Raw genomic sequence first — 27,000 nt, forward strand, 5'->3', positions numbered from 1 at the left:
CCGAGCGGCGCGGCGGCGCGACGCTGGCGCGCGACGTCGCGCTGTCCCCGTCAGTCGGCGGGCACCTGCATCAGCCGCAGCGCCTGGTCGGCGTCGTTGAGCAGCGCCCGACCCGGCACGCGGTCCTGCGTCACCAGGCTCTTCGACAGCTTCGTCCCGATCAGGTCGCCGTCGACGGTGCTGAGCGGCGCGAGCAGCATCCCGCGACGGGCCTTCTTCGCGTCGACCTGCCAGCCACGGAACCCGCTCGCGACGCCCTCGACGTCGCCGGCGATGACCAGCCCGACCGAACGACCCCGGTCGGAGTCCATGACCGCCCGGAACACCGGTTCGGCCGGGGTCTCCTTGAGCGCCTCGGCGTCGTCGACGAGCACGAGCGTGAAGCCGTCCGAGCCGGTGTCGATCGCGGCGGAGAGGCCCTCGGCCCCGATCCCGCCGTCGGTGACCACGGTCGCGCGCGGTGCACCCTCGAGTGCGCGGAGCGGGGAGTCCCGCGGCGTGACCGCGACGACCGACCCACCTGCGGACAGGACGTGCCGGGCCATCGCGACGAGCGCGGTGCTCTTGCCGGAGCGCGGGCTGCCGGCGACGATGAACACCGGGGTGTCGTGCACGAAGTCGTGGGTGAAGAGCCGGAGCTCGTCGCCGCCGACGCCGAGCGCGACCCGGCCGACCGAGGCGTCCGCCGAGGGCAGGTACCGCACGGCCTCCTCGAACGTGATGGACCGCGGCAGCACGTCGATCCGGAACGGCTTCGGCACGGTTGCTGGGACGTGGGCGCGGACCTCGTCGCCGATGCCGCGGATCGCCGCTGCCTGGTCGCGTCCGCCGAGGCCACCGGGGAGCACGGCGACCTGGGTCTCCGTCGCGGTGGCGTTCCGGAAGCCGCGGCCGGGCGGGATCGACTCCGGCAGCTTCTTGCCGTTGATGCCCTCGTAGTTGTAGTCGCCGCGGTCGGCCAGGGCGAGCAGCAGCTTCCGCTCCACCTGACTCGACATCCGGCCGGAGGTCAGCGTGCGGTCACCGGAGACGATCAGGTGCACGCCGACGCCGACGCCCTCGCGCAGCAGCGTCTGGACGGCGTCGTGCAGCGCACCGTTCTCGGCGTCGGCCAGGGTCGCCATGAAGCTCTCCCACTGGTCCAGGAACACGACGACGTGCGGCAGCGGGGTGGTGTGCTCGTCGGACCGCTGCTCGGCGATGGACGAGTACCCGCCGCTCGCGAAGGCCGCCTGGCGCTCCTGCACGGTGCGGAGCAGGATGCCGAGCAACCGCGAGACCCGGTCAGGCTCGTGCCGCTGCACCACGGCACCGCAGTGCGGCAGGGCCCCGAGCGCGAGCAGGGCGCCGTTGCCGCAGTCGATCCCGTACATGTGCACGTCACCGACGCCGAGGCGCAGGGCCATCGCACCGGCCAGGGTGCGGAGCGTCTGGCTGCGGCCGGAGCGCGGCGACCCGATGACGAACAGGTGGCCGTCGGCGTCGAGGTCGAACACGGCGGGGCGCTGCTGTTGGTCGGCGGGGTGGTCCTCGATGCCCCAGGCCACGGCGAGCGGCGGCAGCTCGGTGGCACCGGCAGCACCGGCGGCTTCGACGTCGTCGAGTCCGACGACCGCACCGAGGGGCGGCAGCCACGGCTTCCGCTGCTCGGGGGTGCCGAGGGCGCGGGTGGCGTCGCCGATCGACGCGACGAGGACGCTCAGGTCGGTGACCTCCACGTCGCTGGCGGCGGCCTCGACGGCTGCCGGGCGGGGGGCTGGTTCGCTGTACGAGGCGAAGGTGAGTTCGCGGACCAGGGCGGGCCGGGCCTCCTGGTCGTCCGTGCCGGGCCGACGCCCGCCCACCCGACCGGACTGGAAGGGCAGCAACGAGGCCGCGCCGAGCCGCACGTACGCGCGACCGGGCGTCGTCTTCGCGATCCGCGCGGCGTCGTTCGCGCCGATGACGTCCTGGCTCTCCGACTGGTCGGTGACGCGCAACGCGATCCGCAGGTTCGTGTTGGCGCGGATCTCGGGCGACACGACACCGCCGGGGCGCTGTGTGGCGAGCACGAGGTGGATGCCGAGCGACCGACCGCGCTGGGCGATGTTCACCAGGCCCTTGACGAAGTCCGGGAGCTCGCGGGCGAGCGAGGCGAACTCGTCGATGACGATGAGCAGCCGCGGCAGGCTCGGGATCGCGTCGCCCGACGCCGCGCGCTTCGCCTGCAGGTCCTGGTAGTCCTCCAGGTCCTTCGCGCCGACCTCCGCCAGGGCGTGCTCGCGGGTGCGCAGTTCCGCGCCGAGCGACTCCAGCGCCCGCTCCACCTGGTGGGTGTCGAGGTCGGTGACCATGCCGACCGTGTGCGGCAGGTCGACGCAGTCCTTGAACGCCGCACCGCCCTTGTAGTCGACGAGCACGAAGTTCATCTCGTCCGGCCGGTTCGCGACGGCGAGCGACGCGACGATCGTCTGCAGCAACTCGGACTTGCCGGAACCGGTCGTGCCGGCGACGAGTCCGTGCGGACCGTCGTTCCGCAGGTCGATCGCGAACGGCCCGTCGATCGAGGCGCCGATGACGGCGGTCGTGCTGCGTCCGCCGAGCAGCCACCGGGCCTGCACGGCCTCGGACGTCGGCGGTTCGAGCTGGAGGACGTCGAGCAGCCGCGCCGACGACGGGATGGCGCCGTCCTGCACGTCCGGGCTGGCGTCGACGATCGGCGACAGCGACCGGGCGACCCACTCGAGCCAGTCCTGGTCGACCAGGTCGGGTCGGGCATCGTCGATCCGCTCGCTGCGCTGCTGCGTGACCCGGATCCGGTCGTCGCGGACCACGACCACGGCGTCGCACTCCTCGGGCAGGAGCCGCTCGTCCAGGTCGAGGCAGATGCTGAACACCCCGACCGACGGCCCCTCCTTCAGCACCTGCACGAGCGACGGCATCGCACGCAGGCGTCGGGCGCCGTCCATCACGACCACGATCTCGTCGGCCGGCGGCGTCTTCTTGCCGATGCCGGCTTCCTTCCGGGCGTCGATGACCGCCGCGAGCTCGGCGATGGCCCGCGCGGTCGTCGCGGCGTTCGAGGCGATGCTCGTCATCGGCTGGTCGGCGCCGTCGCGGCGGACGTGCGGCAACCAGGACATCCACTCCCACAGCGCGGTCCGGGTGGTGTCGGTGAGCAGCGTGAAGGTGACGTCCTTCGGGCTCTGCAGCGTCGCGAGCTGCGCGACCACCCAGTTCGCCAGCCGTCGGGCGTCGTCGTCCGGGCCGGCGATGCCGATCACGCCGCGCTCCGCCAGGCGGATCCGGACCGGCACGTCGGTCGCCTCCCACGCGACGGTCCGCTTGTGCGACAGCTGTTCCGGGTCCTCGATGGTCACCTCGGAGCGCTGCGTCGCCGTGCCGACGCGGACGAGCAGGTGGTCGGGGTCGGTCCGACGCCGCTCCCACAGGCGCGGCAGCGGCGTGACCGCCGTCTCGTAGACGGCAGCCGGGTCGGGGGCGCTCGCGATCCAGCGTGCCCGTTCGGACTGGAGGCTCTCGGTCGCGTCCGCCTCGATGCGCGCCTTGGTGTCCTCGTACTCCACGATCCGCTGGCGGTACGTCTTCTTGCCCTGACGGCGACCCTGGAGGCCCGTGATGATCATCAGGATCGGCGACAGCAGGGCGATGAGCAGGTAGATCCAGCGACCGGTGGTCGACACGAACATCACGGCCATGCCCATCGGCGCCAGCGCCATCAGGATGGGCAGCGCCCGCGCCGGGGGCTCGGTCGGCGGGGCCGGCAGCTGGTAGCGGGTGTGCTCGTCGGGCGGGAGGATGCGCGGCGGGCGGTTGTACTCGAGCGACATGCCGTCGTCGGCCAGGGACAGGTGCGCCCCACGGTCCGGCGCCCGACCGAAGCCGAGCAGGACCCCGCCGATCGCCAGCTGCGCGGTCTCCGGCCAGTCGGTCTCCTCGGTGACGGCAGCACCGTCGAGCACCGCCCCGGCGAAGCCGTTCGCCGGACGGACCTTCGCGCCGTCGGCCGTGACCGACACGAGCAGGGCGACCTCCGGGACGGTCTCGGCCCCGGTGGCCTCGGCCTCGACCTCGGCGGTGGTGCTCACCGGGATGCGCACCGTGGCGTTCGTCGCCGTGCCGATCGTCACCGTGCCGGTGCCCACCCGCACGATGGTGCCGGCGTGCAGGCCCGAGACGATCCGGATCTCGGCGTCGGTCAGCGGACGGAGCGGCTGCGGCGGCACCTGCTCGAGGCTGCGGGCCACGACCACGCCCTCGCGCACACCGGACTCGGCGACCGTCGCCGCCAGGTCGAGCGGCTGCTCGCCGACGAAGTACGCCGGGGTCCGTCCGGAGGCCACGACGTCCGTCGCGATGAGGCGTTCGGCCTCGGCGACGAGCTCGCCGACCGCACGGGTGTCGTCCCCGTCGACGTAGACGTTGGCGGTCTGACCGCTCTCGCGGTCGACCATCGTGAACGTGAAGGTCATGGCATCCCCCGTAGCATTGACTACATGTCGCAGGACGATGGTAGTGTCCCCTGCAACACGCCCCGTTGGGGGGACATGACGAAACTCCGGGGAAAGGGAGTCACACCGTGGCGAACATCAACGTCTCGTACGCAGACCTCGAGGCAGCAGCCTCCGACCTCAAGGCGGGTCAGGCGGACATCGAAGACCGTCTCTCCGCCCTGCAGCGCAAGATCCAGCAGCTCATCTCCGACGGCTACGTCACCGACAAGTCGTCCGTCGCGTTCGGCGAGTCCTACGACGAGTTCAACCGTGGCGTGACCCAGACCGTCCAGGGGCTCGAGGGCCTGTCGACGTTCCTGTCGAAGGCGTCGCAGACCCTGTCCGAGACGGACGAGTCGCTCGCTTCCGGCCTCAAGGGCTGACACCGCTGACGACCCCGTGTCCCGCGATCGCGTGGGGCACGGGGTCGACGCGGTTCCGGTGGCGGTGGCTTCCGGTTCGTGATCGGGGAGGGATTGTTCCGTGGCTTCGAGACTGCTCGTTGACCTGATGGGGCTCGGGGAGCTCCAGACCGACCTGTCGACCGTGCACAGCACGCTCGAACAGGCGCACAAGCGCGTCGACGCGTCCGACGACGAGATCGGCTCGGGCACCGTGCAGGACGCCCTGCACGACTTCGACCACCGCTGGGGTGACAAGCGCGACAAGATCAGCGACTCGACGAAGGCGCTGGCGGACATGCTGAGCGCGTCCGTCGAGACCTACACCGAGACCGACGAGCAGCTCGCACAGGCACTGCAGGTCAACGACGAGAACGGCGGCGGCGGACCCGCTGCCTCGAGGGCGGAGTAGTCATGGGGCGGCCGTCGGGGTGGGATGTCGTCGATCAGGGTGATGATCCGGTCAAGGGTGATCCGTCGACGTTGCGGATGATGTCGCGGGAGTACCAGCGCATCTCCGACGCAGCCGATGACGCCTCGACCCGGCTGAAGTCGGTCAAGGGGTCCGGGTGGCTGACCGACTGGGAGGGTGAAGCCGCCGACGTGTTCGTCGATGCGATCGAGGACACCCCGTCGGACCTGACCAAGCTCGTCGACTCGTACGAACTCGCCGCGACCGCGTTGTCGGGGTGGGCGGACACGGTCGATGACACCCAGTACCGGGCCGACGGTGCGCTCGCGGACGCGAAGGACGCCTCCGGGGACCTCGCCGCGGCGCAGGACCGGCTCTCCGACGCGCAGTCGAACCTGTCGCACTACCAATCGGCATCGTCCGACCTGTCGAAGGTCGCGGACGATTACCCGGCCGGCTCCGAGGTGCCGGACGGGGTGGACGTACCCTCGCCGGCGCAGCTGCGGGCGGCGTCCGACAACGCCTCCGTCGCGCAGGGGTCCGTGTCGTCCGCGCAGGGCGACATCGCGGCGGCGCAGTCGCGGATCGACGCGGCGAAGCGGCTCGTCGCGGATGCGAAGGGTGACTGGCAGGACGCCGAGCAGCGGACCGCGACGAAGATCGGTGAAGCAGCCGACGCGGGCCTCGGGAAGCAGTCCACGTGGGACAAGATCTTCGGGTCCGAGGCGTGGGAGACCATCGTCTCCATCGCGAAGGTCGTCGTCGCCGTGGGCGGCATCATCGTCATGATCATCGGCGGGCCACTCGCCTGGATCGTGCTCGGCGCAGCCCTGCTCGTCCTCGCCGACACCCTGTACAAGATGTCGAAGGGCACCGCCGACGGGTGGGACCTCGCCTTCGCGCTGCTCGACTGCATCCCGGGGATGAAGGGGATCACCACCGCGGCGAAGATCGGCGAGGAGTTCGCGAAGGGCGCCTCACTCGCTGCCAAGTTCAGCTCGGCCGGTCGACACGTCGCCTCGGAGAGCCGACAGCTGTTCGCGCCGGGTCTGCACCTCGTCAACAACCTGCGCCACGGTGCAGCCCTCCGCTCGGTCGAGTCGCTCCGCGCCCTCGCCGTGCACGGCGGTTCCGCGGCGGTCGGTGCACTCCGACGTCCGGGCGACGGCTTCATCGCCTCGGTCCGGTCGATGCCGGAGATCGCGAACAAGGCCACGCAGGCGTACTGGGACAACGGCGGGTCCTCCCTCGCCGAGCTCGCGCGGCACTGGCAGGGTGGCAAGGGCGGCTTCCAGAGTGGCTACCTCGGTGTCGACCGCTGGGCGAACGGCGACGCCGACTCGCTCGTCGGGCAGACGCTCCAGATCAGCGGTCCTGGCCACGGCAACTTCTACGTCCCTGACGGCACCATGCACGCCGGCGGCAGCGCCTCGAACTACAGCGAGTCCGTGCAGGTGGGCGTCCAGTCCCACGCCGGTCACGACGGCGTCCCGGCAGGAGCGTCCACGCACCCCGACTACCGCAACACCGGCGACAGCTACCTGGTGAACCAACCGCTGCCACACGCCGAGGGCACCGCGCAGGCGAACACCCAGTTCGGCGGTGGCGGGCAGCACCAGCTCTTCACGGACAAGTCGACGAGCGACCTGGTGAACACCGGCGTGCTCAGCCCGGTCGACCAGGCGGGGAACGTCGTCCCCGACGGGATGAACCAGGTGCTGATGGACCCGGCCACGCGGAGTCCACAGCCGGGGGTCCTCACGACGAACCAGTACGCGAACGCGCTGCACGACCTCGGCTCGCGCGGGCCGGCCGTCGCGGCGGGCATCGTGACGGCGCCGTGGGACATCAGCGAGGCGACGCAGTCCGTCCAGGACCGACTGCGGTGACCCGCAGCGGCGTCACCCGGGCGGGTCACGAGCTCCTGGACCGTTCACCGTCCTGGAACGCCCTGCCCGAGCGCGCCGCGGACGGCCGGTGGACCATCACCGACACCGTCGACCCACTGTGGCCGGAGTACGGCGCGAGCCTGCGACTGCTCAACGCCCTGTCGGACGATGGCCACGAGGTCGAGGATCTCGACGGCACGCTGTTCGAACGCGGGCGACAGGTCGTCGTCCCGCGCGCGGCGCTCGTCCACACGACTTCCGCACCCGCGGTCCTCGAGTCGGTGGCCCTGCCGGACTCGTTCCACGTCGCATCGTTCGCCGTCGACGGCCGGACCGACGCGAACATCGAGGACGGCTGGCGGAACGAGTACGAACCGCGCCGCTTCCGCACGACGTTGAGTCCGGACCGAGCAGCGATCGACCGCCACGAACCCGGGGTGGTGCCGACGACGGTGTCCCGCATCGAGAAGACCGTGGAACCCCTGCCGGCCGATGCCCGCGGAACGTACACCGTGCCGTCGACCGGCCCGTACGAACAGGGTTGGGGCAGACTCGCTCCGATCGTCCGCACGATCGGCGACCTCGGGTACGACGTGCGTCCCGACCTCGGCGCGTACGCGACGCTGTCCGGTGTCGTCCGCCCGACGTGGGGCACCGAGATCCGCGGAGCCGACGACTGGGCCGAACTGCTCGCCCGGTTCGTGTTCCCGCAGGGCGTCCAGTCAGAGGTACTCTCCGACGGGTACGCGATCATCCGCGACATCCCCCACCCCGGCGACCCGCTGCACCCGACGTTCGCGCTCGTGTTCACACCCCCGTCGGCAGCACGACCGAGCCTGTTCGCGAGGATCTTCTCCTGATGAGCACCACCACGAACCTCACCTCCGCACAGCGACGCGCCCTGATGGTGCGCTCGCGGTTCGCGTTCGCAGCTGCCGAGGTCGTCGCGCTCCGACACGACGAGCAGGGAATCCCACTCGGCGTCGTCAGCCCCGAGGGCATCCCCCTCGCGCTGGCCTTCACCGATCCCGCAGCGGCCGTCGCCCGCATCCCGGCCGGGGTCGCCGCGACGCCGCTGTCACTGCCGATGTCACGTCTGGTCGCCGGCCTGCCCACTGACTGGGGTCTCGTGCTCGACATCGACCAGCCCTACCCGCAGGTCGTGCAGCCAGACGAGAAGCAGACGGTCATCGCCGCGGGTGGTCCGTTCCCCGACGGCGCCGAGGTCACGCTCCGCCCGGCACCGTCCGCGTCCCAGGGGTTCTCCGACGCACTCGCCGAACGAGCTCCGCTCACACCGGGCGTGGTCCGGGTGTGGCTGTTCCGCCACGGTGTCGACATCGTGCCCGAGGACCTCATGGTCGTGGTGGCGACGGCGGACCGTGACGCCGCGTTCGCCTTCTCCGAGATCGTGTTCGAGGTCGCACGCGCGCACGACGTGCCGGTGCCGGTCCTCACCGCCTGGATCGACGAGCTCCCCGTCGAGCACGCCACGTGGGTGCGTCAGCAGCCGCCGCTCGCGCACGTCGAACGGCACTGAGCCCGATGCACCGTGGACACCCGGCGGTCGTGGTCCAGCGGGTCGGCGTCCCGGTAGAACTGCACGTGGTCGTCGACTCGCGTGGCCGACCGGAACGGGAGCAGGCCGACCGCGGTGCCGCGGTGCAGTGGGCCTACAGCGATCCGACCGACCGTCCGACCGGTGCTGGGACCCAGTGCATCTCCAGCGACACACTCCGCCAGCGCGAGGCCACGGGCTCGGTACGGTTCGTCATCGACCCGGCGGGCCCGTCCCGCGCCGGTACGGAGTTCCTCCCACCTCCTCGGCCGCCGGTGCTCGCCACGCTCCGGTCCGTGACGCCGACGCCGCTCGGGACGGCCGCCGGCCTCTGGGCCGCGATCACCGCCGACACCGTCTCGCCCGGGCGGTTGCTCATGCTCCGTTCGGGTCGGTGGTCGCTCCCCGTGGTGCTGGCCCGAGACCCCCGGGCGACGGCTGCGGCGATCAGACACGCCCTCGGCGACCGCCCGCACCCGGCGATCTTCGTGGTGGAACGTCCCTCAGGGCTGCCGCGGCCGTGGCGGGCTGGAGCGCAGGCAGCGATCGAGGCCGCGTTCTTGTCCTTCTGACAAATACCGTAGTACGGTCGAGCCATGGCAGTCGAACTCAGCACCTGGGACGCCCAGGGCAACCAGATGACACCGACGTTCTCCACCATGCGGTTCCCCGCCGGTGAAGCCCACGTCAAGGTCGCGAACGACACCGCCGAGCCGGGGGGACTCATCGAGATCGCGACCCTGCGCGGCACGAGCGGCGACGACCTGATCATGCTCGGCATGTGGGCGGACGCCGTGCGGCAGCGCGGATCGAGGTCCGTCGCGCTCGTCCCCTACCTGCCCGGAGCCCGGCAGGACCGCGGCTTGCCGTTCGGCGCGAAGGTCTACGCGGACGTCCTCAACGGCTTCCACCTCGACCAGGTCATCGCGTTCGACCCGCACTCGCCGGTCATCGTCGGCCTGGTCGACAACCTGACCGTCGTCACGAGCGAGCAGGTCGTCCGTGACGCCGTGGTCGGCGCACCCGAGCACGACGGCGGCGCCCAGTACACCGGCATCATCGCTCCGGACAAGGGCGCGGTCCCCCGTGCAACCGCGGTCGCCGAGGCGTGCGGGCTGCCGCTCTACCGGGCCGAGAAGCACCGCAACCCCGACACTGGCAAGCTCGACGGCTTCACCTGCGAACCCCTGCCCGAGACCGGCCGGTTCCTGGTGGTCGACGACATCTGCGACGGCGGCGGCACGTTCATGGGGCTCGCGGGCTCGACGGGCCTACCCAAGGAACGCCTCGGCCTCTGGGTCTCGCACGGCGTCTTCTCCGGCCGGGCAGCACAGCTCGCCGACCACTTCGGCGAGATCGTCACCACCGACTCGTACCCGGCGCAGAACGCCATCGACGGCCTGCGCACGATCGCACTCACCCCCTACCTGACGGAGCAGATCCGATGACGCAGACCACAAGCACCACGACCACCGCGAACGCCGGAACGACCACCGGGATCGAGCCGCGCATCACCACGGCGAGCCCGATCGCGCCGCTACTGGCCGTCGACGGTTACAAGCACTCGCACCGGCAGGTCTACCCGGCCGGCACCACCCGCATCCTGATCAACTGGACGAACCGGTCGAACGCGCACATGCCCGAGTCGACGCACGCCGTGGTCTTCGGGCTGCAGGCGTTCATCCAGCGCTCGCTCGTCGAGGCCTGGGCACCGTTCTTCGCGGCGGACGAAGACGAGGTCGTCCGGCTCTTCGACGAAGCGCTGCAGAGCTACTTCGGCCCGAACCACATCGGCACCGACCACGTCCGGGCCCTGCACCGCCTCGGCTCCCTGCCCCTCGAGATCCGTGCACTGCCCGAGGGCACCCTCGCACCGATCGGCGTCGCGACCCTGACCGTCGAGAACACGATCGACGAGTTCTACTGGCTGCCCAACTACATCGAGACCGCCCTGTCGGCGTCGATCTGGCACCCGTCGACGGTCGCAACGAAGGCGCTCGAGTACCGCGACCTGATGGAGGACTGGGCCGCCCGCACCGGCGCGGTCCCGGCCGGCATCGACTTCGCCGCGCACGACTTCTCGTTCCGTGGGCAGTCGAGCATCGAGTCGGCCGCAGCGGGCGGCGCGGGCCACCTCCTGTCGTTCCTCGGCACCGACTCGATGCCGTCGCTCGACTTCATCGACCGCTACTACCCGGGCGACAACGGTTGGGTGGCCGCGAGCGTGCCCGCCACCGAGCACAGCGTGATGTGCGTCCGCGGCGCCGACGGCGAGCTGGCGACCTTCGAGCAGATCCTCGACGTGTACCCGACGGGCATCGTGTCGGCGGTCAGCGACGGCTTCGACCTGTTCAAGGTCATCACCGAGACCCTGCCGCAGCTCAAGGACCGCATCACCGGTCGTGACGGCAAGCTCGTCATCCGACCCGACTCGGGCGACCCGGTCGACATCGTCACCGGCACCGTGCACGGTGTCGACGAGGCGGAACTGTTCGCCGCCGACCGCAGCCACGAGCAGAAGGGCGTCGTCGAACTGCTCGACGAGATCTTCGGGCACACCGTGAACGAGCAGGGCTTCAAGGTCCTCGACCAGCACATCGGCGTCATCTACGGCGACAGCATCACGCTCGACCGTGCCCGTCGCATCTACGAGCGCCTGGCCGCCAAGGGGTACTCGAGCGACAACATCGTGCTCGGCATCGGGTCGTACACGTACCAGTACATGACCCGCGACAACCTCGGCAGCGCGGTCAAGGCCACGTGGGCACTCGTCGACGGCGAGCCCGTCGACATCCAGAAGGACCCGAAGACCGGCAGCGGCAAGAAGAGCGCGAAGGGCCGCATCGCCCTGCACCGCGACGAGACCGGCGAGATCCGGCAGACGGACCAGGCCACGGCCGACGACGAGGCGACCAGCCTGCTCCAGCCGGTGTGGGCCGACGGCCGCTTCACGCGCCTCCAGTCCTTCGCCGACGTCCGCCAGACGCTCCGCGACGAGCGTTCGGCTCGTGCCACCCGCCGGGGGGCCACCGCGTGACCGACGCCGCAGCGGCGATCCGCGACCAACCGCTCATCGCGATCGACGTCGTCCCGGTGTCCTTCGTGACGACGGACGGTCTACGGGTCGCCACCGCGCGTCGGGCGTACGCACCGTACGCCGGACAGGAAGCGCTCCCCGGCGTGCTCCTCGACGGCACCGAGATCCTCGCCGACGGTGCGCGGCGCGCCCTGCGGACCAAGACCGGCGTCGGCTCGACGGCGGTACGCCACCTCGCGCAGGTCGGCGCGTTCGACGGACCCGACCGCGATCCACGGAGCGCCGCGATCAGCATCGCGTTCCTCGCGGTCATCGACCCGGAAGCGCACGCCGACGCGACGTGGCACGACGTCGGCAGGCTGCCGCTCGGGCTGCCGTTCGACCACGACCGCATCGTCGACTCGGCGCTCGAGCGCGCACGGGTCCTCCTCTGGTCTGACCTGCCGTTCACGCGAGCGCTGCTCGGCGATCCGTTCACCACGGCGGACGCCGCTCGGCTGCGGATCGCCCTGACAGGGACCACACCAGACCCGGGCAACCTCAACCGGACGCTCCGTACGAACACTGCGCTTGCCCGGGTCGACCTCCCAGCGAGTGCGGGACCCCGGGGCGGGCGTCCCCCGGCAGCCTGGACGTGGCAGGACTGAGCACGGTTGGGTGGACCCATGTCCTCTTCCCTGTCCGGTGACGACTCTCTGCACCTGCCCGAGTTCGACGCACCCCCGGCGTCGCCGCTCGACCTCGCGCAGCAGTGGCTGGATGCCGCGGACGAACGCGACGTCTCCGAGCCGAAGTCGATGACCCTCGCCACGGCCGGTGCGGACGGCCGGGTGTCCGCCCGCACGGTCGACGTGAAGCGACTCGACGACCGCGGGCTCGTGTTCGGCACCTCGACGCTGAGTCCGAAGGGTCGTCAGCTCGCCGACAACCCGCACGCGGCGCTGCAGGTCTACTGGCGCGAGACCATGCAACAGCTCCGGTTCGAGGGCCGGGCGGTGCAGCTGTCCGACGATGAATCCGACGCGCTGTTCGCCGACCGGTCGCCGAAGTCCCGCGCCGCCACCGCCATCGCGGACCAGTCCGCCGTGCTCGAACCGCGGACGCTGCAGGACTTGATCGACGACGCCAACGTGCTGCTCGACGAGTCCGACGACGCCGTGCCACGGCCGGCTGGGTGGGTCGCGTGGCGGCTCGAGCCCGACGTGGTGGAGTTCTGGCACGGCAGCCGCGACCGGATGCACCGCCGCCTGCAGTACGTGCTCGCCGACGGCGCCTGGTCGGCCACCCGCCTGCAGCCGTAGTCGAGTCCGCTCCCGGTCAGTCCCGCTGCCACCACGACGGCTTCGCGGACTCGACGGTGATCGTCAGCGACCGCGCGTCGTCGGACTTCCTGCCCACCACGAACACCCTCGCCGTGGGGTCCGCGGCCATCAAGCGCCACACCGGCCACGTGTGCGGACCGAGCTTCGGGTCGTACCACGGCCCCGGTCCGTTGTCGCTCTCGACCAGCGCGCGCCGAACGCTGGCCGGGTCGAGTTCGGGAACGCCAGCAGCCCGTGCCTGCGTCAGGACACGAGCGACACCAGCATCGACGGCCGTCGACCGCGCGGCCCGGGCCAGCCGTAGCCGGCGTCGCGTGACCAGGTACCCGAGGGCGATGAGCCCCGCGGCAACCAGCACCGTGCCGACCAGGACCACTGCGGTACCGCGGTCTCTCGGCTGGTCCGCGACGACGACTCCCCCGACAAGGACCGCCCCGCCGAGCAACAGTCCGGCGCCTCGGATGCGCCTGACTAGCCGGAATGCACGGCGCCAGGTCTGATCCGCGTCGACAACGTGCCCGATGTCGACCGTGACCTCACCCGTCGCGCCGCCCCCGCCCGTCTGCACCCGTCCAGCACCCCGCACCCCGCACCGGCGCCGCTCCGGCTGGTGCGAGGTTGACCACTCCGTGCGCGCTTCTTGCGCTGCACGGAGTGGTCAACCTCGCACCGAGTAGGTCCGCCGTCCGCCGTCCGCCGCGCAGCCCCTACCGTCCGATCGGGTTCGCCATCGCCCCCGCCCGGATGAGCGACGACGACTGGTCCGCCAGGTCGACCATCGACAGGGTGTTCCGCAGCTGCAGCCGGTTCAGGCAGGAGTGCTCGAACGTCGGCACCCGCAGGTCCAACGGACGGCGGCGGTCCGGGTGCGCGGCGGCGTGCGCGTCGATGCACTCCCCCACGACCTCCCAGAACCGGCCTTCCGGCAGCACTCCGTCGTCGTCGAGGATCGCCGCGACGAACCGCAGCACCCCGTCGAACACGTCGGTGAACACCGCGAGCGCGGCTTCGTCGTCGGACACCGGGTGCACGATCCGGTCGATGTCGGCGGGCACGGGGCGATCGTCGTGCCGCCCGAGCACCGCGGCTTCCTCCCCGATGTCCTTCATGACGGCACGGACCACGGCACCGTCGCGGACGACGAGCACGAGGTTCTCGCCGTGTGGCATGAACACCAGGTCGTGCACGGTCAGGCAGTGCACGACGGGCAACAGGTAGGCGTCGAGCCAGCGCCGGACCCACTCGTCGGCAGGCAGCCCCGACGCCTCGATCAGCGCTGAGACGACGGCGTTCCCCGAGGCGTCCCGGTGCAGCAGCGCCGCCATCGTCAGCAGCCGCTCGCCGTCCGTCACCCGTGGCAGCGGGCTCTCCCGCCACAGGGCCGCGAGCATCTTGCGCTGCGGCGACGACACGTCGACCCGGTGGTACGCGTCGCCGGTGTAGCCGATGGCGGCATGCTCACGGAGCACCGAGAAGCCGGCGGCAGTCAGCGTCGGGTCGGCGGTGACGATCGACTCGACCCAGTCGTTCACCGCCGGAGTGTTCCGCATGTACGCGGGTGACATCCCCCGCAGGAACCCCATGTTCTGCACGGCGAGCGCCGTCTTGACGTACGAGCGCGTCGGGTCCGAGCGGTCGAACGCGGTGCGGATCGACTGCTGGGGCTGGTACTCGTCCGGCCCCTCGCCGAGGTCGACGAGGTCCTGCCGGCCCAGGTCGGGTGCGAACGTCACGGCGATCCGGTGCTGCCACTGCCAGGGGTGCACCGGGATCCACACGTAGTCGTCGGGGTCGAGGCCGCGGGACACGAGCACGGCCCGGAACCCAGCGATGGTCTGCGGGTCGAGCTCGGCCGACCAGTGGTCGCGCTCGGTCCGGTCCGCGGCGAGCGCCAGGTGCGTGTGCTGGCGTCGGGCGGCGAGCCATCGGTAGCGGAACCGGCCGCCGACCTCCGGCGCGAAGGCCCGGTACTCGTCGAGCCCGAACCCGATCCGCCCGTTCGCGGCGACGAAGGCTGGGTGACCCTCGGTCATCGCCGCCTCGACGTCCTGGAACGAGGCGACGGCAGCCTCGACGGAACCGCCCGCCCGCCCACGCGCGAGCTGCGCGGCGGACGGGCCGCCCCGCCGGTGCTTCGCAGCCGCGCTCGCCAGGGTCGACGCGATCTCCTCCAGGTACGTGCCGAGCAGCTCGTCGGGGATCCCGAGCACCTCGTGCAGTTCGAGCACGAACTCCTGCGCACTGAGCGACGCCGGCGTCCCAGCGCGAGTGCGCGTCAGCGAGGCTTCGTCGATCGACCAGTGTTCGAGCACGTGCTGCCGTGCCCGGAACCGGTAGGTCGAGTCCCCCGCGTCGAGCCGCCACCCCTCCCCGTCCGGCACGGGTTCGATCAGCCGCTCGTGGGTGAACTCGGCGATGGCCTTCGCCACCAGGTGGCGTTCAGCGGGTTCCAGGTGCTCGGGTCGCAGGTGCGCGGCCGGTCCGTCGTCGTCGGGCACGCCGATCCGGTCGGTGTCGAGCACCGACAGCAGTGCCCGCTTGCCGTCGACGTCGACCTGGCGCAGCGCGCGGAAGCCCACCTCGGCGTTCTTCGCCTGCACCGCGGTGTTCCGCACGTCCGGCTCGACGACGACCCGCCGCGCGCCGAGGACGTCGCGGCAGTGCTCGACGACGGCGCGCATCACGGCGCTCGTCAGTCCGTGCACACGACGGTCAGCGGGCGCCGGCGCGACGAGCAGGTGCATCCCGACGTCGCCGGGTTCGGCCGCCCACACGTCGGTGAGCAGGACGGCGGCGGGGTCGTAGGTCTCGACCAGGAAGCACGGCTCACCGTCGCGTCGGCCGAGCCACGCAGCCTGCGCCGGGTCCGCCTGCACGCCGGTCAGGTAGTCCCGGACGCCGTCCACGTCGAGGTCGCCCATCTCCCACCACGACGACGCCGGGTGGGCGAGCCACGACTGGACGACGGCGGCGTCGCGTTCCGGGTCCACGGGTTCGACGGCCAGGAGGCCCGGAGCAGCTCCGGCAGACACCGTCGCCTCGGGCGCACCGGCCAGTGCAGTGCGCGTCACATCTGTGCCCGTCAGATCCGTGCCCGTCAGATCGGCGCCCGTCACGTGCGCGCTCATGCGGGCACCTCCGTGCGCTCGGTCGCCTGCCGGGCCGGCGCGCGGTGCGCACCGGCGGGAGCGGCGGTGGACTGGTCCGTGGCGGGCAGGCCGAACTCCTGGAAGGCGATCCGGGCCTCCAGGCCGTACACGGGGCGACCCGTGACGGACCGGATGATCGATGCGTTCCGCCACGCACCCATGCCGAGGTCGGGCGCGGTCAGGCCGTGCGAGTGCTCCTCGGCGTTCTGCACCCAGATGCGTCCGCCGAGGGTGTCGACGTGGTGATCGCGCGCGACGGCCAGGCGACCACGGGAGTCACGGGCGACGAGGTGCTCGACGGGGTCGAGGAACCGTGGCGTGCGCGGCGTGTAGCCGGTCGCCAGGACGAGCCGCTCGACCTCGTGCTCGTACGTCTGGTCGAGCTGCTCGTGGCGGAGCGTCAGCCGGTACGTCCCCCGGTCGGCGAGCCACTCGGCGTCGACGACACTGGTCTCGGTGCGCAGGGTCGTCGGGATCGGGCCTCGAGCGCTGATCCGGTACAGCTGGTCGTAGAGCTCGTCGACCAGGTCCGCACTGATGCCCTTGTACAGCCCGCGCTGCTCGCGCCCGAGGCGGTCGCGAGCATCCTCGGGCAGGCCGTGGAAGTGGTCCGTGTACTCCGGACTCGTCATCTCGAGCGTGAGCTTCGTGTCCTCCATCGGGAAGAACCGCGGCGACCGGGTGATCCAGTCGAGTCGGTAGCCGTCCTGGCGCAGGTCCTCGAGCAGCTCGCGGTAGACCTCGGCAGCGGACTGCCCGCTGCCGACCACCGCGATCGAGGCGGCACCGCGGAGCGCGTCACGGTTCGGCAGGAACTCGGCGGAGTGGATGACCGGTCCGGCGATCCCGCGCAGCGGGGCGGGGACCGACGGCTCCGTCCCGATGCCGACCACGACGTGGCGTGCGCGGTACGTCTCGGGACCCTGATCGGTCTCGGCGTGCACCGTGAACACGTCCGTCGCCGGGTCGTGCTCGACCGCCGTGACGGACCGGCCCCACCGGAGCGTGTCGAGCCGGTCGGCGGCCCAGCGGCAGTAGGCGTCGTACTCGCTGCGCAGGGGGTGGAAGTCCTCGCGGATGTAGAACGGGTACAGGCGGCCGGTCTCCTTGAGCCACGCGAGGAACGAGAACGGCGAGGTCGGGTCGGCCATCGTCACCAGGTCCGCCATGAAGGGCACCTGGATCGTGGCGTCGTCGAGCATCATGCCGTGGTGCCAGGCGAAGCCGTCGGCGGCGTCGAGGAACACCGCGTCGAGGTCGTCGAGCGGGTCGGTGAGGCAGGCGAGGCCGAGGTTGAACGGGCCGATGCCGATGCCGATCAGGTCGTGGACGGGCTGCTCATCGTGGCTCATCGGATCGCTCCTTCCGTGGTGGTGGTGACGGCTCGGACGCGCTCCGCCGTCGCGGCGACGTGGTCGAGCGAGGCGCGCATCTGCGCCGGGGTGGTCTCGGGGTTGAGCAGCGTCAGCTTGTTGCAGGGTCGGCCGTCGATCACGGTCTTCGCGATGAGGACCCGGCCCTCGGCGAGCAGCGCCGCACGGATCGGGGCGACGAGCGCGTCGGCCTGCTCGTCGGTCACGCCGGCCGGCTGCCAGCGGAAGAGCACGGTACTGAGCTGCGTCGGGGCGACGAGCACCAGGTCGGGGTGCTCCTCGACGATCCGGTGGGTGGCGGCAGCGAGGTCGATGACGGCGTCGAACGCGGTGCCGATCGCGTCGGCCCCGGTCGCGCGCAGCGTCGCCCAGAGCTTCAGGGCGTCGAAGCGGCGGGTGGTCTGCAGCGACTTGTCGACCTGGTTCGGCTCGGCGGCGTCCTCGGGGTTGAGGTAGTCGGCGTACCAGGCCGTCCGGCGCAGGTCGGCCGGGTCACGGACGAGCAGCGCGCTCGAGGACACCGGCTGGAAGAAGGACTTGTGCAGATCGGTCGTCACGCTGCGCGCCCGCTCGATGCCGGCGAGCAGGTGCCGACGCGTCGGGGAGACGAGCAGCCCGCAGCCGTACGCGGCGTCGACGTGCAGCCAGACGTCCTCCAGATCACAGACGTCGGCGATCGGCTCGATCGGGTCGATGACCCCGCGGTCGGTGGTGCCGGCGGTCGCGACGACCGCGATCGGCGTCCCGCCCGCTGCCCGGGTCGCGGCGATCGCCTCCGCGAGGGCTGCCGGTCGCATCCGACCGGCGTGGTCCGTGGCGACGTCGACCACGGCCTCGAGACCGAGGAGTCGTGCCGACTTCGCGATGCTGAAGTGGGTCTCCGCCGTCGTGAACACGGTTCCGGCCACGCCGACGGCTTCGCGCGCCAGCAGCAGCGCCTGCAGGTTGGACTGCGATCCGCCCGAGGTGAACACCCCGTCGCCGGCAGCGAACCCGGCACGACGGGCCAGCCAGTCGACCACGTGGCGTTCGATGTCCGTGCCGATGCGGGACTGGTCCCAGGTGTCGACCGACGGGTTCACCGCGGCGAGGACGGACTCGGCGGCGACCGCGGGCAGTGCGACCGGGCAGTTCAGGTGCGCGAGGTAGCCGGGGTCGTGGAACCACACGGCCTCGCGGACGAACAGGTCGTCGAGTTCGGCGAGCGCCTGTGCCGTCCCGACGGGAGCGGCGTCCAGGTCGACCGCGCGCACGCGGTCGTGCAGCGCGTCCGGGGCGGTCGCGGTCGTCGGGCGGTCGACGGTGGCGAGTCGGTCGGCGAGCTGGTCCACCGTCGACCCGACGGTCGACCGGTAGCGCTCGGCGTTGGCAGTGGTCAGCAGTTCGATGGGTGTCACGTTAGGTAAGGCTAACCTCACCTGCTTTTCGGTGTCACCCGAACAGGGGTGGACTCCCAGGTCTCGGGCGTGGCGAGACGTCCTCGTGCCCACGACGAACGCACCCCGCCGGGGAACCGGCGGGGTGTACGGACGTTCAGCTAGCTCCGGCTAGAGCTTCTCGATCGGCGCGATCTTGATGAGCAGCTTCTTGCGGCCCGCGGAGTCGAACGCGATCTCGGCGATGCGCTTCGCGCCCTGGCCGGTCACCGCCGACACGGTGCCCTCGCCGAAGTCGACGTGCTTGATCCGGTCGCCGGCGACGAGTTCCATGTCGCCGTTGTCGCGGACCTGGCCGGACACCCGGTTCGCCCACTCGGTCTTCGGGCGGGTCTTCGACGCAGCGGCCGCGCGGTCGTACGAGCCACCGCCCCAGCCGCCACCGCCGCGGTAACCACCGCCACCGCCGCCGCCGATGCCGCCCTCGCGCTTCGCGTTGAGCGCGCGGGGCTGCGTGCCACCACGGCTGTTCGCCATGCCCGGCGACTGCTTCCACTCGATGAGCCCCTCGGGGATCTCCTGCAGGAAGCGCGACGGCATGGCGACGTTGACGTCACCGAACTGGGCGCGGGTCATCGCCAGCGACAGGAACAGGACCTTCTTCGCGCGGGTGATGCCGACGTAGAACAGCCGGCGTTCCTCCGACGGACCACCCGGTTCGTTCGCGGACATCCGGTGCGGCAGCAGGTCTTCCTCGACGCCGGTCAGGAACACGGCCTCGTACTCCAGTCCCTTGGCCGTGTGCAGGGTCATGAGCGACACCGTGCCGGACGAGTCGTCGAGCTCGTCCGCCGCTGCGACCAACGAGACCTCGGTCAGGAAGTCCGTCAGCGTGCCCTCGGGGTTGTTCTTCTGGAACTCGCGCGTCACCGCCACGAGCTCGTCGATGTTGTCGGCCCGGGCGGCGTCCTGCGCGTCGGGCGACTTCCGCAGGTTCTCGAGCAGGTGGGAGCCGTCGAGCAGCTGGGTCAGGGTGTCGACGACCGGCTGCGTCGGGGCCTTCTCGGACACGGAGTCCAGCAGCGCCGCGAACTCGGTGATGGCGTTCCGCACCTTCGGCCCGAAGCCGAGCTCACCCGCGTGCCGCAGGGAATCACGCATCGTGGTCTCGTGCTCGTCGGCGTAGCGCTGCAGGGTCGTCTCGGTGACGGAGCCGATGCCGCGCTTCGGCACGTTGAGCACACGACGGAGCGCCATCGGGTCGGCGGGGTTCGCCACGGTGATCAGGTACGCCATGGCGTCCTTGATCTCGGCGCGCTCGTAGAACTTCGTGCCGCCGAGCACCCGGTACGGGATCGCGGCACGGATGAAGATCTCCTCGAGCGCACGGGTCTGCGAGTTCGTCCGGTAGAACACCGCCATGTCGCGGTAGTCCATGCCGTCCTCGCGCAGGCGCTGGATCTCGTCGGCGACGAACTGGGCCTCGTCGTGGCCGGTGTACCCGGTGAAGCCGACGATCTTCTCGCCCGCGCCGACGTCGGTGAACAGGTTCTTCGCCTGACGGTCGAAGTTGTTCGCGATGACGGCGTTCGCGGCGTCGAGGATGGTCTGCGTCGAGCGGTAGTTCTGCTCGAGCAGGATCACCTTCGAGTTCGGGAAGTCGCGCTCGAACTCGACGATGTTGCGGATGTCGGCCCCGCGGAACGCGTAGATCGACTGGTCCGAGTCGCCCACGACGGTCAGGGACGCTCCGGCGATCGACCCGTCGCGCTCGCGCATGCGGGCGACGTGCTGGCCGGAGTCCTCGAGCTTGTCGACCTGCTCGACCGGCACCGGACGCGTGAGCTCGCGGATCAGGGAGTACTGCGCGTGGTTGGTGTCCTGGTACTCGTCGACCAGGATGAAGCGGAAGCGCCGCTGGTAGAGCGCAGCGACCTCGGGGAACGCCCGGAACAGGAAGACGGTCTGACCGATGAGGTCGTCGAAGTCGAACGCGTTCGCCCGGCGCAGGTCGTTCGTGTACCGACGGAAGACCTCGGTGAACATGACTTCCTGCGGGTCGTTCACGTTGATGTTGCGCGCGTACGAGTCGATGTCCTGCAGCTCGTTCTTGAGCTTCGAGATCTTCGACGCCGCGGCGCCCACCGTGAGCCCGAGCGTGTCCGCCTCGAGGTCCTTGATGATCCGCTTCAGCAGGGCCTTGGAGTCGGCGGAGTCGTAGATCGTGAACGACTGCGCGAACCCGAACCGCTCCGCCTCGCGCCGGAGGATGCGCACGCACGCCGAGTGGAACGTCGAGATCCACATGCCGTCGGACTCGCCACCCACCAGGGCCCGGACGCGCTCACGCATCTCGGCCGCGGCCTTGTTCGTGAAGGTGATCGCGAGGATCTGCGACGGCCAGGCTTCACGGTTGGCGAGCAGCAGCGCGATGCGACGCGTGAGGACGCTCGTCTTGCCGGATCCGGCACCGGCCACGATCAGCAGGGACTCGCCGCGGTACTCGACGGCTTCCTTCTGCTGGGGGTTCAGACCCGCGGTGAACGGGTCTTCGTACGCACGGGCACCGGCGCCCGGCTCGGGCGTCGATTCGAAGGGGTCGAGCACGATCGTCATGTTCGGGACAGTCTAAGCGGGACCCCCGACAGCCGACCGGGCGAGGACCGCCAGGTCGGTGTGGTCCGCGAACACCCCGTCGAGGCCGGTCCGGATCACCGAGGTGTACCAGCGCTCCCAGTCACCGAAGGCCGCGACGTCCCCACCGCGGCGCAGCGGCCCGGGCAGGAACCGGTTCTCCGGTCGGAGCGTCCACGTGTACACCGCGAGGCCCACGGCGTGCGCCCGGTCGACGACCGCGCTCCGGACCGGCGTCGGGTCCTCGAGCGCGACGCTGTCCACCCCGGCCATCAGCGTGCCGAGGTCGACGCTGATGCCGTGGAACTCGGTCGCGAACGACGCGAGCGCGTCCTCGGAACGCTCCGCAGCGTAGGTGGGGGCGAGCGATCCGTGGGACGCGACCTCGTCGGCGGCGCTGCCACGGGCCTCCTGGAGGTACACCAGCCGGCCACCCGTGTGCCGCTCGCGCAGGTCGCGGAGCACGCCCTTCTCGAAGCTCTCGACCGTGAGCCGCTCGTCACGGCGCCACCCGGCGTCCCCGAGCGCGCGGTCGACGAGTTCGTCCATCGGGAAGCCCGCGCGGTCGAAGAAGGCCGCGTGCTTGACCTCGGCGACGAGCCCGACCGGACGAGGCGCGGCGTCGAGGATCGCGAGCAGGTCCTCGAGGCGCAGGATCGGCTCCTCGCCGTCGTGCTCGGCCGACCCGGGCCGCAGCGCGGGAAGACGTTCCCGGGTGCGGAGCGTCTGCAGCTCGGCCCAGGTGAAGTCCTCGGTGAACCAGCCGGTCAGGCTCTGGCCGTCGACGGTCTTCGTCGTACGCAGGTGCCGGAACTCCGGGTGGTCCGCGACGTCGGTGGTGCCGGACACCTCGTTCTCGTGGCGGAGCACGAGCACGCCGTCCTTCGTGGGCACCAGGTCCGGCTCGATCGCGTCGGCACCGAGCTCGATGGCGAGTTCGTACGCGCTCCGCGAGTGCTCGGGGCGGTAGCCGGACGCACCGCGGTGGGCGATCACGAGGGTCATGGCGCGACCCTACTGGGCCAGGGTGACGGCGGGCCGCCCTGTGTCGCGGGACACACGCGCCCGGCCGGAGCCCGTGCATCTCAGCATCGGCGCTGACCATCGCTGCATGACCGTCCGATCGCTCTCCACCGCCGTCGAGGCCCGGATCGACCGTGCCGCCCGCCGACTGCTCGACGCCGGGCACCAGCCGCACCGGCCCGTCCGGTTGTTCGTCACCGAGTTCCTGGTGTTCGGTGCGAAGCAGGCGTGGGCGTGCGCGTTCGGGGCGCTGCTGCTCGGTTCGATGGCCGTGGCCTCACTGACCGTGCCGGCGGCGTTCCGGAACGACGCGCTGACCGTCGTGGCGGTGCTGCTGCAGCTCGGCATGCTCGTGTTCGGGCTCGAGACCGTGCGGGAACTCCGGGTCGTCCTGCTCTTCCACGTCGTCGGCACCGCCATGGAGGTCTTCAAGACGCACATGGGCTCGTGGTCGTACGAACCCGGCGGGCTGTTCGTGGTCGCCGGGGTCCCGCTGTTCTCCGGGTTCATGTACGGCGCGGTCGGGTCGTACATGGTCCGTGTGCACCGCCTGTTCGACCTGCGGTTCGACCGGTACCCGCGGCAGTGGCTGCTCGCCGTCGTCGCTGCCGGCGTGTACCTGAACTTCTTCGGGCACCACTTCCTGCCCGACGCCCGCTGGGTCCTGCTCGCACTCGTCGTGCTGCTCTTCGCCCGCACGACCATGCACGTCCGGATCCACCGAGCGACGATGCGCATGCCGGTGCTCGTCGCCATGGGACTCGTCGCCGTGTTCATCTGGTTCGCCGAGAACGTTGCGACCTGGGCCGGAGCGTGGAGCTACCCCGCGCAGCTCGCCGTCTGGCACCCGGTGGCCCCGACGAAGATCGTGGCGTGGTTCCTGCTCATGACGATCTCGGTCGCGCTCGTCACCTGGCTCTACCCGGCGGTGCCGTCGGGCTCGGCGCTGCCGTCCGGCTCGGCGCGTTGGACGGCGGACTCTCGACGACTTCGAGGCGCGCGCGCAGCGGGTGCCCATAGGCTGCCGTCGTCAGGGCCTCCGCGCCCGCGTCCGCTCGCCGCGAATCCTCAGCCTTCCGCGACCGAGCGCACCTAGGCTGAGAGGACTCATATCTCCTAGGAAGAGGACACCATGGCCTTCAAGCCCGGTTTCGACCAGTCCCCCGCCTTCAACGCCCAGGGACCCAACACCTGGGGCGGGCGCGGCGCTGGTCAGCAGCAGGCCGGCTGGGGACAGACCCCGCAGCAGGCACAGGGCGGGATGACCCCCGAGCAGCTGCAGTACATGTACGACCGCCCGGCGGCATCGACGGTCGACACCGACCGCATGTCGTACGAGGACACCATCGTCAAGACGCTGCTCGCCTTCGGCGTGCTGCTCGTCGGTGCGGTGGCCGGTTGGAACCTGCCCCCGATCGTGTGGATCGTCGGCGCGATCGTCGGGTTCGTCCTGGCGCTCGTGAACACCTTCAAGAAGAAGCCGTCGCCGGGTCTGATCCTGACATACGCGTTCTTCGAGGGGCTCTTCGTCGGCGGGATCTCGAACTTCTTCGAGTACAACTTCACGCAGACTGGCGGCATCGTCGCCCAGGCCGTGTTCGGCACCCTCGGGGTGTTCGCGGTCACGCTGCTCCTGTTCCTGTCGGGCAAGGTCCGTGCGACCCCGAAGGCCACCCGCTTCTTCCTCATCGCGATCGTCGGGTACATGGCGTTCTCGCTCGTGAACCTCGTCCTGATGTGGACCGGTGTGACCCAGAGCGCCTTCGGCCTCATGGGTGTGACGTTGTTCGGTATCCCGCTCGGCGTCCTCATCGGCATCTTCGTCGTGGTCATGGCGGCGTACTCGCTGATCCTCGACTTCGACCAGATCAAGACCGGTGTCCAGCGTGGCGCCCCGAAGATCTACGCGTGGACCGCGGCGTTCGGCCTCATCGTGACGCTCGTCTGGCTGTACCTCGAGATCCTGCGCATCCTCGCCATCGTCGCGAGCAGCGCGCGCAACTAGTACCACCGCGTACACGAAGGGCCCCGGCGCTGCCGGGGCCCTTCGTCGTTCCCGGGGTGCTGTGGGCGGGAGCGGCGGCAGCGCCAGTGGTCGCAACACCCCGCCGGTCGCCCGGCGAGTGGTCACGAAGTGTCGCCCGGGCCGGGGCCAATCGACAGTTCGTGACCGCTCGGCCCCGGGCCCGCGGGGTGTTGTCGCCACTCGACCACCCCCAGCAGCACCCATTCCCCCGGCAGCGCCGCCCCCGCACGCGCGGAGGCCCGGCACGCAGGGCGTGCCGGGCCTCCGGTCGTTCAGGGGAGCGTCACTCCCACTCGATCGTCCCCGGCGGCTTCGACGTGACGTCGAGCACGACCCGGTTGACGTCGGGCACCTCGTTCGTGATGCGGTTCGAGATCTTCGCGAGCACGTCGTACGGCAGGCGCGTCCAGTCCGCGGTCATGGCGTCCTCGGACGAGACCGGACGGAGCACGATCGGGTGCCCGTACGTGCGGCCGTCACCCTGGACACCCACGGAGCGGACGTCGGCGAGCAGGACGACCGGGCACTGCCAGATCTCCCCGTCGAGACCCGCTGCGGAGAGTTCCTCGCGCGCGATCTTGTCGGCGGCGCGGAGCAGCTCGAGCCGCTGCTTGTCGACCGAACCCACGATGCGGATGCCGAGCCCCGGTCCGGGGAACGGCTGGCGGCCGACGATGACCTCGGGAAGGCCGAGCTCGCGACCGACGGCACGGACCTCGTCCTTGAAGAGCGCACGGAGCGGCTCGACGAGCTCGAAGGTCATGTCCTCGGGCAGGCCGCCCACGTTGTGGTGCGACTTGATGTTCGCGGTACCCGCTCCGCCGCCGGACTCGACGACGTCGGGGTAGAGGGTGCCCTGCACGAGGAACTTGACCTCGCCGTCGTCACCGTCCCCACGCGCCTCGAGCACGAGCGCCTCGGCAGCGGCCTCGAACGTGCGGATGAACTCGCGCCCGATGATCTTGCGCTTCTGCTCGGGGTCGCTCACACCGGCGAGGGCGTCGAGGAACTGCTGCTCGGCGTCGATCGTGATGAGCCGGACACCCGTGGAGGCGACGTAGTCCTCTTCCACCTGCTTGCGCTCGTCGGCACGGAGGAGCCCGTGGTCGACGAAGACGCAGGTGAGCTGGTCACCGACGGCCTTGTGCACGATGGCTGCGGCGACGGCGGAGTCGACCCCGCCGGACAGGCCGGCGATCACGCGGTTCGACCCGACCTGGGCTTGGATCCGGGCGACCTGCTCGTCGATGACGTTGCTCGAGTTCCAGTCGCCGGGCAGACCGGCGGCGCGGTGCAGGAAGTTCTCGAGGACGGCCTGGCCGTGCTCGGAGTGCTTCACCTCGGGGTGCCACTGCACGCCGTAGAGCTTGCGCTCGTCGGACGCGAAGGCGGCGACGGGGGTCGACGCGCTCGACGCGAGGACCTCGAACCCCTCGGGGGCCTTCGCCACGGAGTCGCCGTGCGACATCCACGTGACCTGGGACCCGGGCTGCCCGCCGAGCAGGACGCTGTCGGTGCCGCTGACGTCGACGGACGTCGCGCCGTACTCACGCAGGCCGGTGTTCGCGACCTCGCCACCGAGGGCGGTCGCCATGGCCTGGAAGCCGTAGCAGATGCCGAGCACGGGGACGCCGAGGTCGAGGATGTCGCCGTCGAGGGACGGTGCACCTTCTTCGTACACGGACGACGGCCCACCGGACAGCACGATGGCTGCGGGGTCCTTCGCGCGGATCTCCTCCGCCGTGATGGAGTGCGGGACGATCTCGCTGTAGACGTTCGCTTCACGGACCCGACGCGCGATGAGCTGCGCGTACTGGGCCCCGAAGTCGACGACGAGGACGGGACGCTGTTCGGTCTCGCTCACCGAGCGGCCTCCTTCTCACGCTGCTGGGCAGCGATCAGCTCGTGGTAGGTGTCCATGGCCTTCTGCTGCATGCGGTGTTCGACCACGAAGGACATGAACGGGATGATGCCACCGAGGGCGATGAGCAGGAAGCGGGGGGGCTTCCAGCGCATGATGCTCCACAGACGGAAGTCCGTGAAGAGGTAGAGGACGTACAGCCAGCCGTGCGCGATGAGGATCGCGATCGACAGGTTGAACGTGCCGGGTGCTTCACCGGCCGTGCCGTTCGGCACGAAGAACGGGCCGTTGCCGAGCTGCATCTCGAGCTGGAGCGGCGTGTACTTGATGATGACCTCGATCACGAGGGCCAGCAGCAGCACACCGGTGATGTACGCGGAGACGCGGTACCACTTCACCGCACCCGGGATCTTCGGGATGTCGCGGGTTCGGACGGTCAAGGCCAT

At 70.8% G+C, this 27,000-nt stretch carries 21 protein-coding genes; 12 read left to right on the top strand and 9 right to left on the bottom strand.

Going from position 1 to position 27,000, the window contains the following annotated elements; genetic code table 11:
• Positions 1-50 precede the first annotated feature (50 nt).
• Positions 51-4,472, bottom strand: coding sequence for an FtsK/SpoIIIE domain-containing protein (locus EDF33_RS01055; RefSeq protein ID WP_132099110.1), 4,422 nt, complete (start codon positions 4,470-4,472; stop codon positions 51-53).
• A 107-nt stretch (positions 4,473-4,579) separates the two neighbouring features.
• On the opposite strand from EDF33_RS01055, the gene EDF33_RS01060 reads away from it, so the two are divergent.
• The 10 genes from EDF33_RS01060 to EDF33_RS01105 all read left to right on the top strand — a co-directional run bounded on the left by EDF33_RS01060 (position 4,580) and on the right by EDF33_RS01105 (position 13,091).
• A complete protein-coding gene (locus EDF33_RS01060) occupies positions 4,580-4,876 on the top strand; it encodes a WXG100 family type VII secretion target (RefSeq protein ID WP_071404660.1) in 297 nt (98 codons plus the stop codon).
• A gap of 100 nt (positions 4,877-4,976) precedes the next feature.
• The gene (locus tag EDF33_RS01065; RefSeq protein ID WP_123936922.1) at positions 4,977-5,306 is read left to right on the top strand and encodes a hypothetical protein; all 330 of its coding nucleotides are present in this window, start codon (positions 4,977-4,979) and stop codon (positions 5,304-5,306) included.
• Between the two features lie 2 nt (positions 5,307-5,308).
• Positions 5,309-7,195 (top strand): putative T7SS-secreted protein, encoded by a 1,887-nt coding sequence (locus tag EDF33_RS01070; protein WP_347812760.1) that lies wholly within the window; start codon positions 5,309-5,311, stop codon positions 7,193-7,195.
• Positions 7,192-8,055: a hypothetical protein gene (locus EDF33_RS01075; RefSeq protein WP_131877598.1), complete on the top strand. Its 864-nt coding sequence runs from the start codon at positions 7,192-7,194 to the stop codon at positions 8,053-8,055. The genes EDF33_RS01070 and EDF33_RS01075 overlap by 4 nt, the downstream gene beginning before the upstream one ends.
• The gene (locus tag EDF33_RS01080; protein WP_132099112.1) at positions 8,055-8,735 is read left to right on the top strand and encodes a hypothetical protein; all 681 of its coding nucleotides are present in this window, start codon (positions 8,055-8,057) and stop codon (positions 8,733-8,735) included. The genes EDF33_RS01075 and EDF33_RS01080 overlap by 1 nt, the downstream gene beginning before the upstream one ends.
• 5 nt (positions 8,736-8,740) lie before the next feature.
• Positions 8,741-9,325 carry a hypothetical protein gene (locus EDF33_RS01085; protein ID WP_165918688.1) on the top strand — a complete coding sequence of 195 codons (585 nt, stop codon included), beginning with the start codon at positions 8,741-8,743 and terminating at the stop codon, positions 9,323-9,325.
• Positions 9,326-9,349: 24 nt separating this feature from the next.
• Complete coding sequence (locus EDF33_RS01090; protein ID WP_132099114.1) at positions 9,350-10,201, top strand: phosphoribosyltransferase family protein; 852 nt, start codon at positions 9,350-9,352, stop codon at positions 10,199-10,201.
• Positions 10,198-11,790, top strand: coding sequence for a nicotinate phosphoribosyltransferase (locus EDF33_RS01095; protein WP_132099115.1), 1,593 nt, complete (start codon positions 10,198-10,200; stop codon positions 11,788-11,790). Before EDF33_RS01090 ends, EDF33_RS01095 begins: the two co-directional genes overlap by 4 nt.
• Positions 11,787-12,437, top strand: a complete 651-nt coding sequence (locus EDF33_RS01100) for an NUDIX hydrolase (protein WP_132099116.1) — start codon at positions 11,787-11,789, stop codon at positions 12,435-12,437. Before EDF33_RS01095 ends, EDF33_RS01100 begins: the two co-directional genes overlap by 4 nt.
• 18 nt (positions 12,438-12,455) lie before the next feature.
• Positions 12,456-13,091, top strand: a complete 636-nt coding sequence (locus EDF33_RS01105; RefSeq protein WP_132099117.1) for a pyridoxal 5'-phosphate synthase — start codon at positions 12,456-12,458, stop codon at positions 13,089-13,091.
• A 16-nt stretch (positions 13,092-13,107) separates the two neighbouring features.
• On the opposite strand, the gene EDF33_RS01110 is transcribed toward EDF33_RS01105, so the two are convergent.
• The 6 genes from EDF33_RS01110 to EDF33_RS01135 form a co-directional block, all read right to left on the bottom strand.
• Positions 13,108-13,488, bottom strand: a complete 381-nt coding sequence (locus EDF33_RS01110) for a hypothetical protein (protein WP_132099118.1) — start codon at positions 13,486-13,488, stop codon at positions 13,108-13,110.
• A gap of 331 nt (positions 13,489-13,819) precedes the next feature.
• Positions 13,820-16,240 (bottom strand): GNAT family N-acetyltransferase, encoded by a 2,421-nt coding sequence (locus EDF33_RS01115; protein ID WP_243692323.1) that lies wholly within the window; start codon positions 16,238-16,240, stop codon positions 13,820-13,822.
• Positions 16,237-17,613 carry a SidA/IucD/PvdA family monooxygenase gene (locus EDF33_RS01120; RefSeq protein ID WP_131877614.1) on the bottom strand — a complete coding sequence of 459 codons (1,377 nt, stop codon included), beginning with the start codon at positions 17,611-17,613 and terminating at the stop codon, positions 16,237-16,239. The genes EDF33_RS01115 and EDF33_RS01120 overlap by 4 nt, the downstream gene beginning before the upstream one ends.
• Positions 17,610-19,031, bottom strand: coding sequence for a pyridoxal-dependent decarboxylase (locus tag EDF33_RS01125; RefSeq protein ID WP_131877616.1), 1,422 nt, complete (start codon positions 19,029-19,031; stop codon positions 17,610-17,612). The genes EDF33_RS01120 and EDF33_RS01125 overlap by 4 nt, the downstream gene beginning before the upstream one ends.
• A gap of 150 nt (positions 19,032-19,181) precedes the next feature.
• Complete coding sequence (locus tag EDF33_RS01130; protein WP_132099119.1) at positions 19,182-21,626, bottom strand: UvrD-helicase domain-containing protein; 2,445 nt, start codon at positions 21,624-21,626, stop codon at positions 19,182-19,184.
• 12 nt (positions 21,627-21,638) lie between these two features.
• Positions 21,639-22,649, bottom strand: coding sequence for a glycerophosphodiester phosphodiesterase family protein (locus EDF33_RS01135; RefSeq protein WP_132099120.1), 1,011 nt, complete (start codon positions 22,647-22,649; stop codon positions 21,639-21,641).
• A gap of 106 nt (positions 22,650-22,755) precedes the next feature.
• On the opposite strand from EDF33_RS01135, the gene EDF33_RS01140 reads away from it, so the two are divergent.
• On the top strand, positions 22,756-23,763 hold the full coding sequence (locus EDF33_RS01140; protein ID WP_132099121.1) for a DUF817 domain-containing protein: 1,008 nt from the start codon (positions 22,756-22,758) through the stop codon (positions 23,761-23,763).
• Positions 23,764-23,799: 36 nt separating this feature from the next.
• The gene (locus EDF33_RS01145) at positions 23,800-24,672 is read left to right on the top strand and encodes a Bax inhibitor-1/YccA family protein (RefSeq protein ID WP_111083414.1); all 873 of its coding nucleotides are present in this window, start codon (positions 23,800-23,802) and stop codon (positions 24,670-24,672) included.
• A gap of 304 nt (positions 24,673-24,976) precedes the next feature.
• On the opposite strand, the gene guaA is transcribed toward EDF33_RS01145, so the two are convergent.
• Positions 24,977-26,557, bottom strand: coding sequence for a glutamine-hydrolyzing GMP synthase (gene guaA, locus EDF33_RS01150; protein WP_111083415.1), 1,581 nt, complete (start codon positions 26,555-26,557; stop codon positions 24,977-24,979).
• Complete coding sequence (locus tag EDF33_RS01155; RefSeq protein ID WP_132099122.1) at positions 26,554-27,000, bottom strand: DUF3817 domain-containing protein; 447 nt, start codon at positions 26,998-27,000, stop codon at positions 26,554-26,556. The genes guaA and EDF33_RS01155 overlap by 4 nt, the downstream gene beginning before the upstream one ends.

Origin of the sequence: Curtobacterium sp. PhB146, from assembly GCF_004342995.1 — a bacterium.
Classification (GTDB): domain Bacteria; phylum Actinomycetota; class Actinomycetes; order Actinomycetales; family Microbacteriaceae; genus Curtobacterium.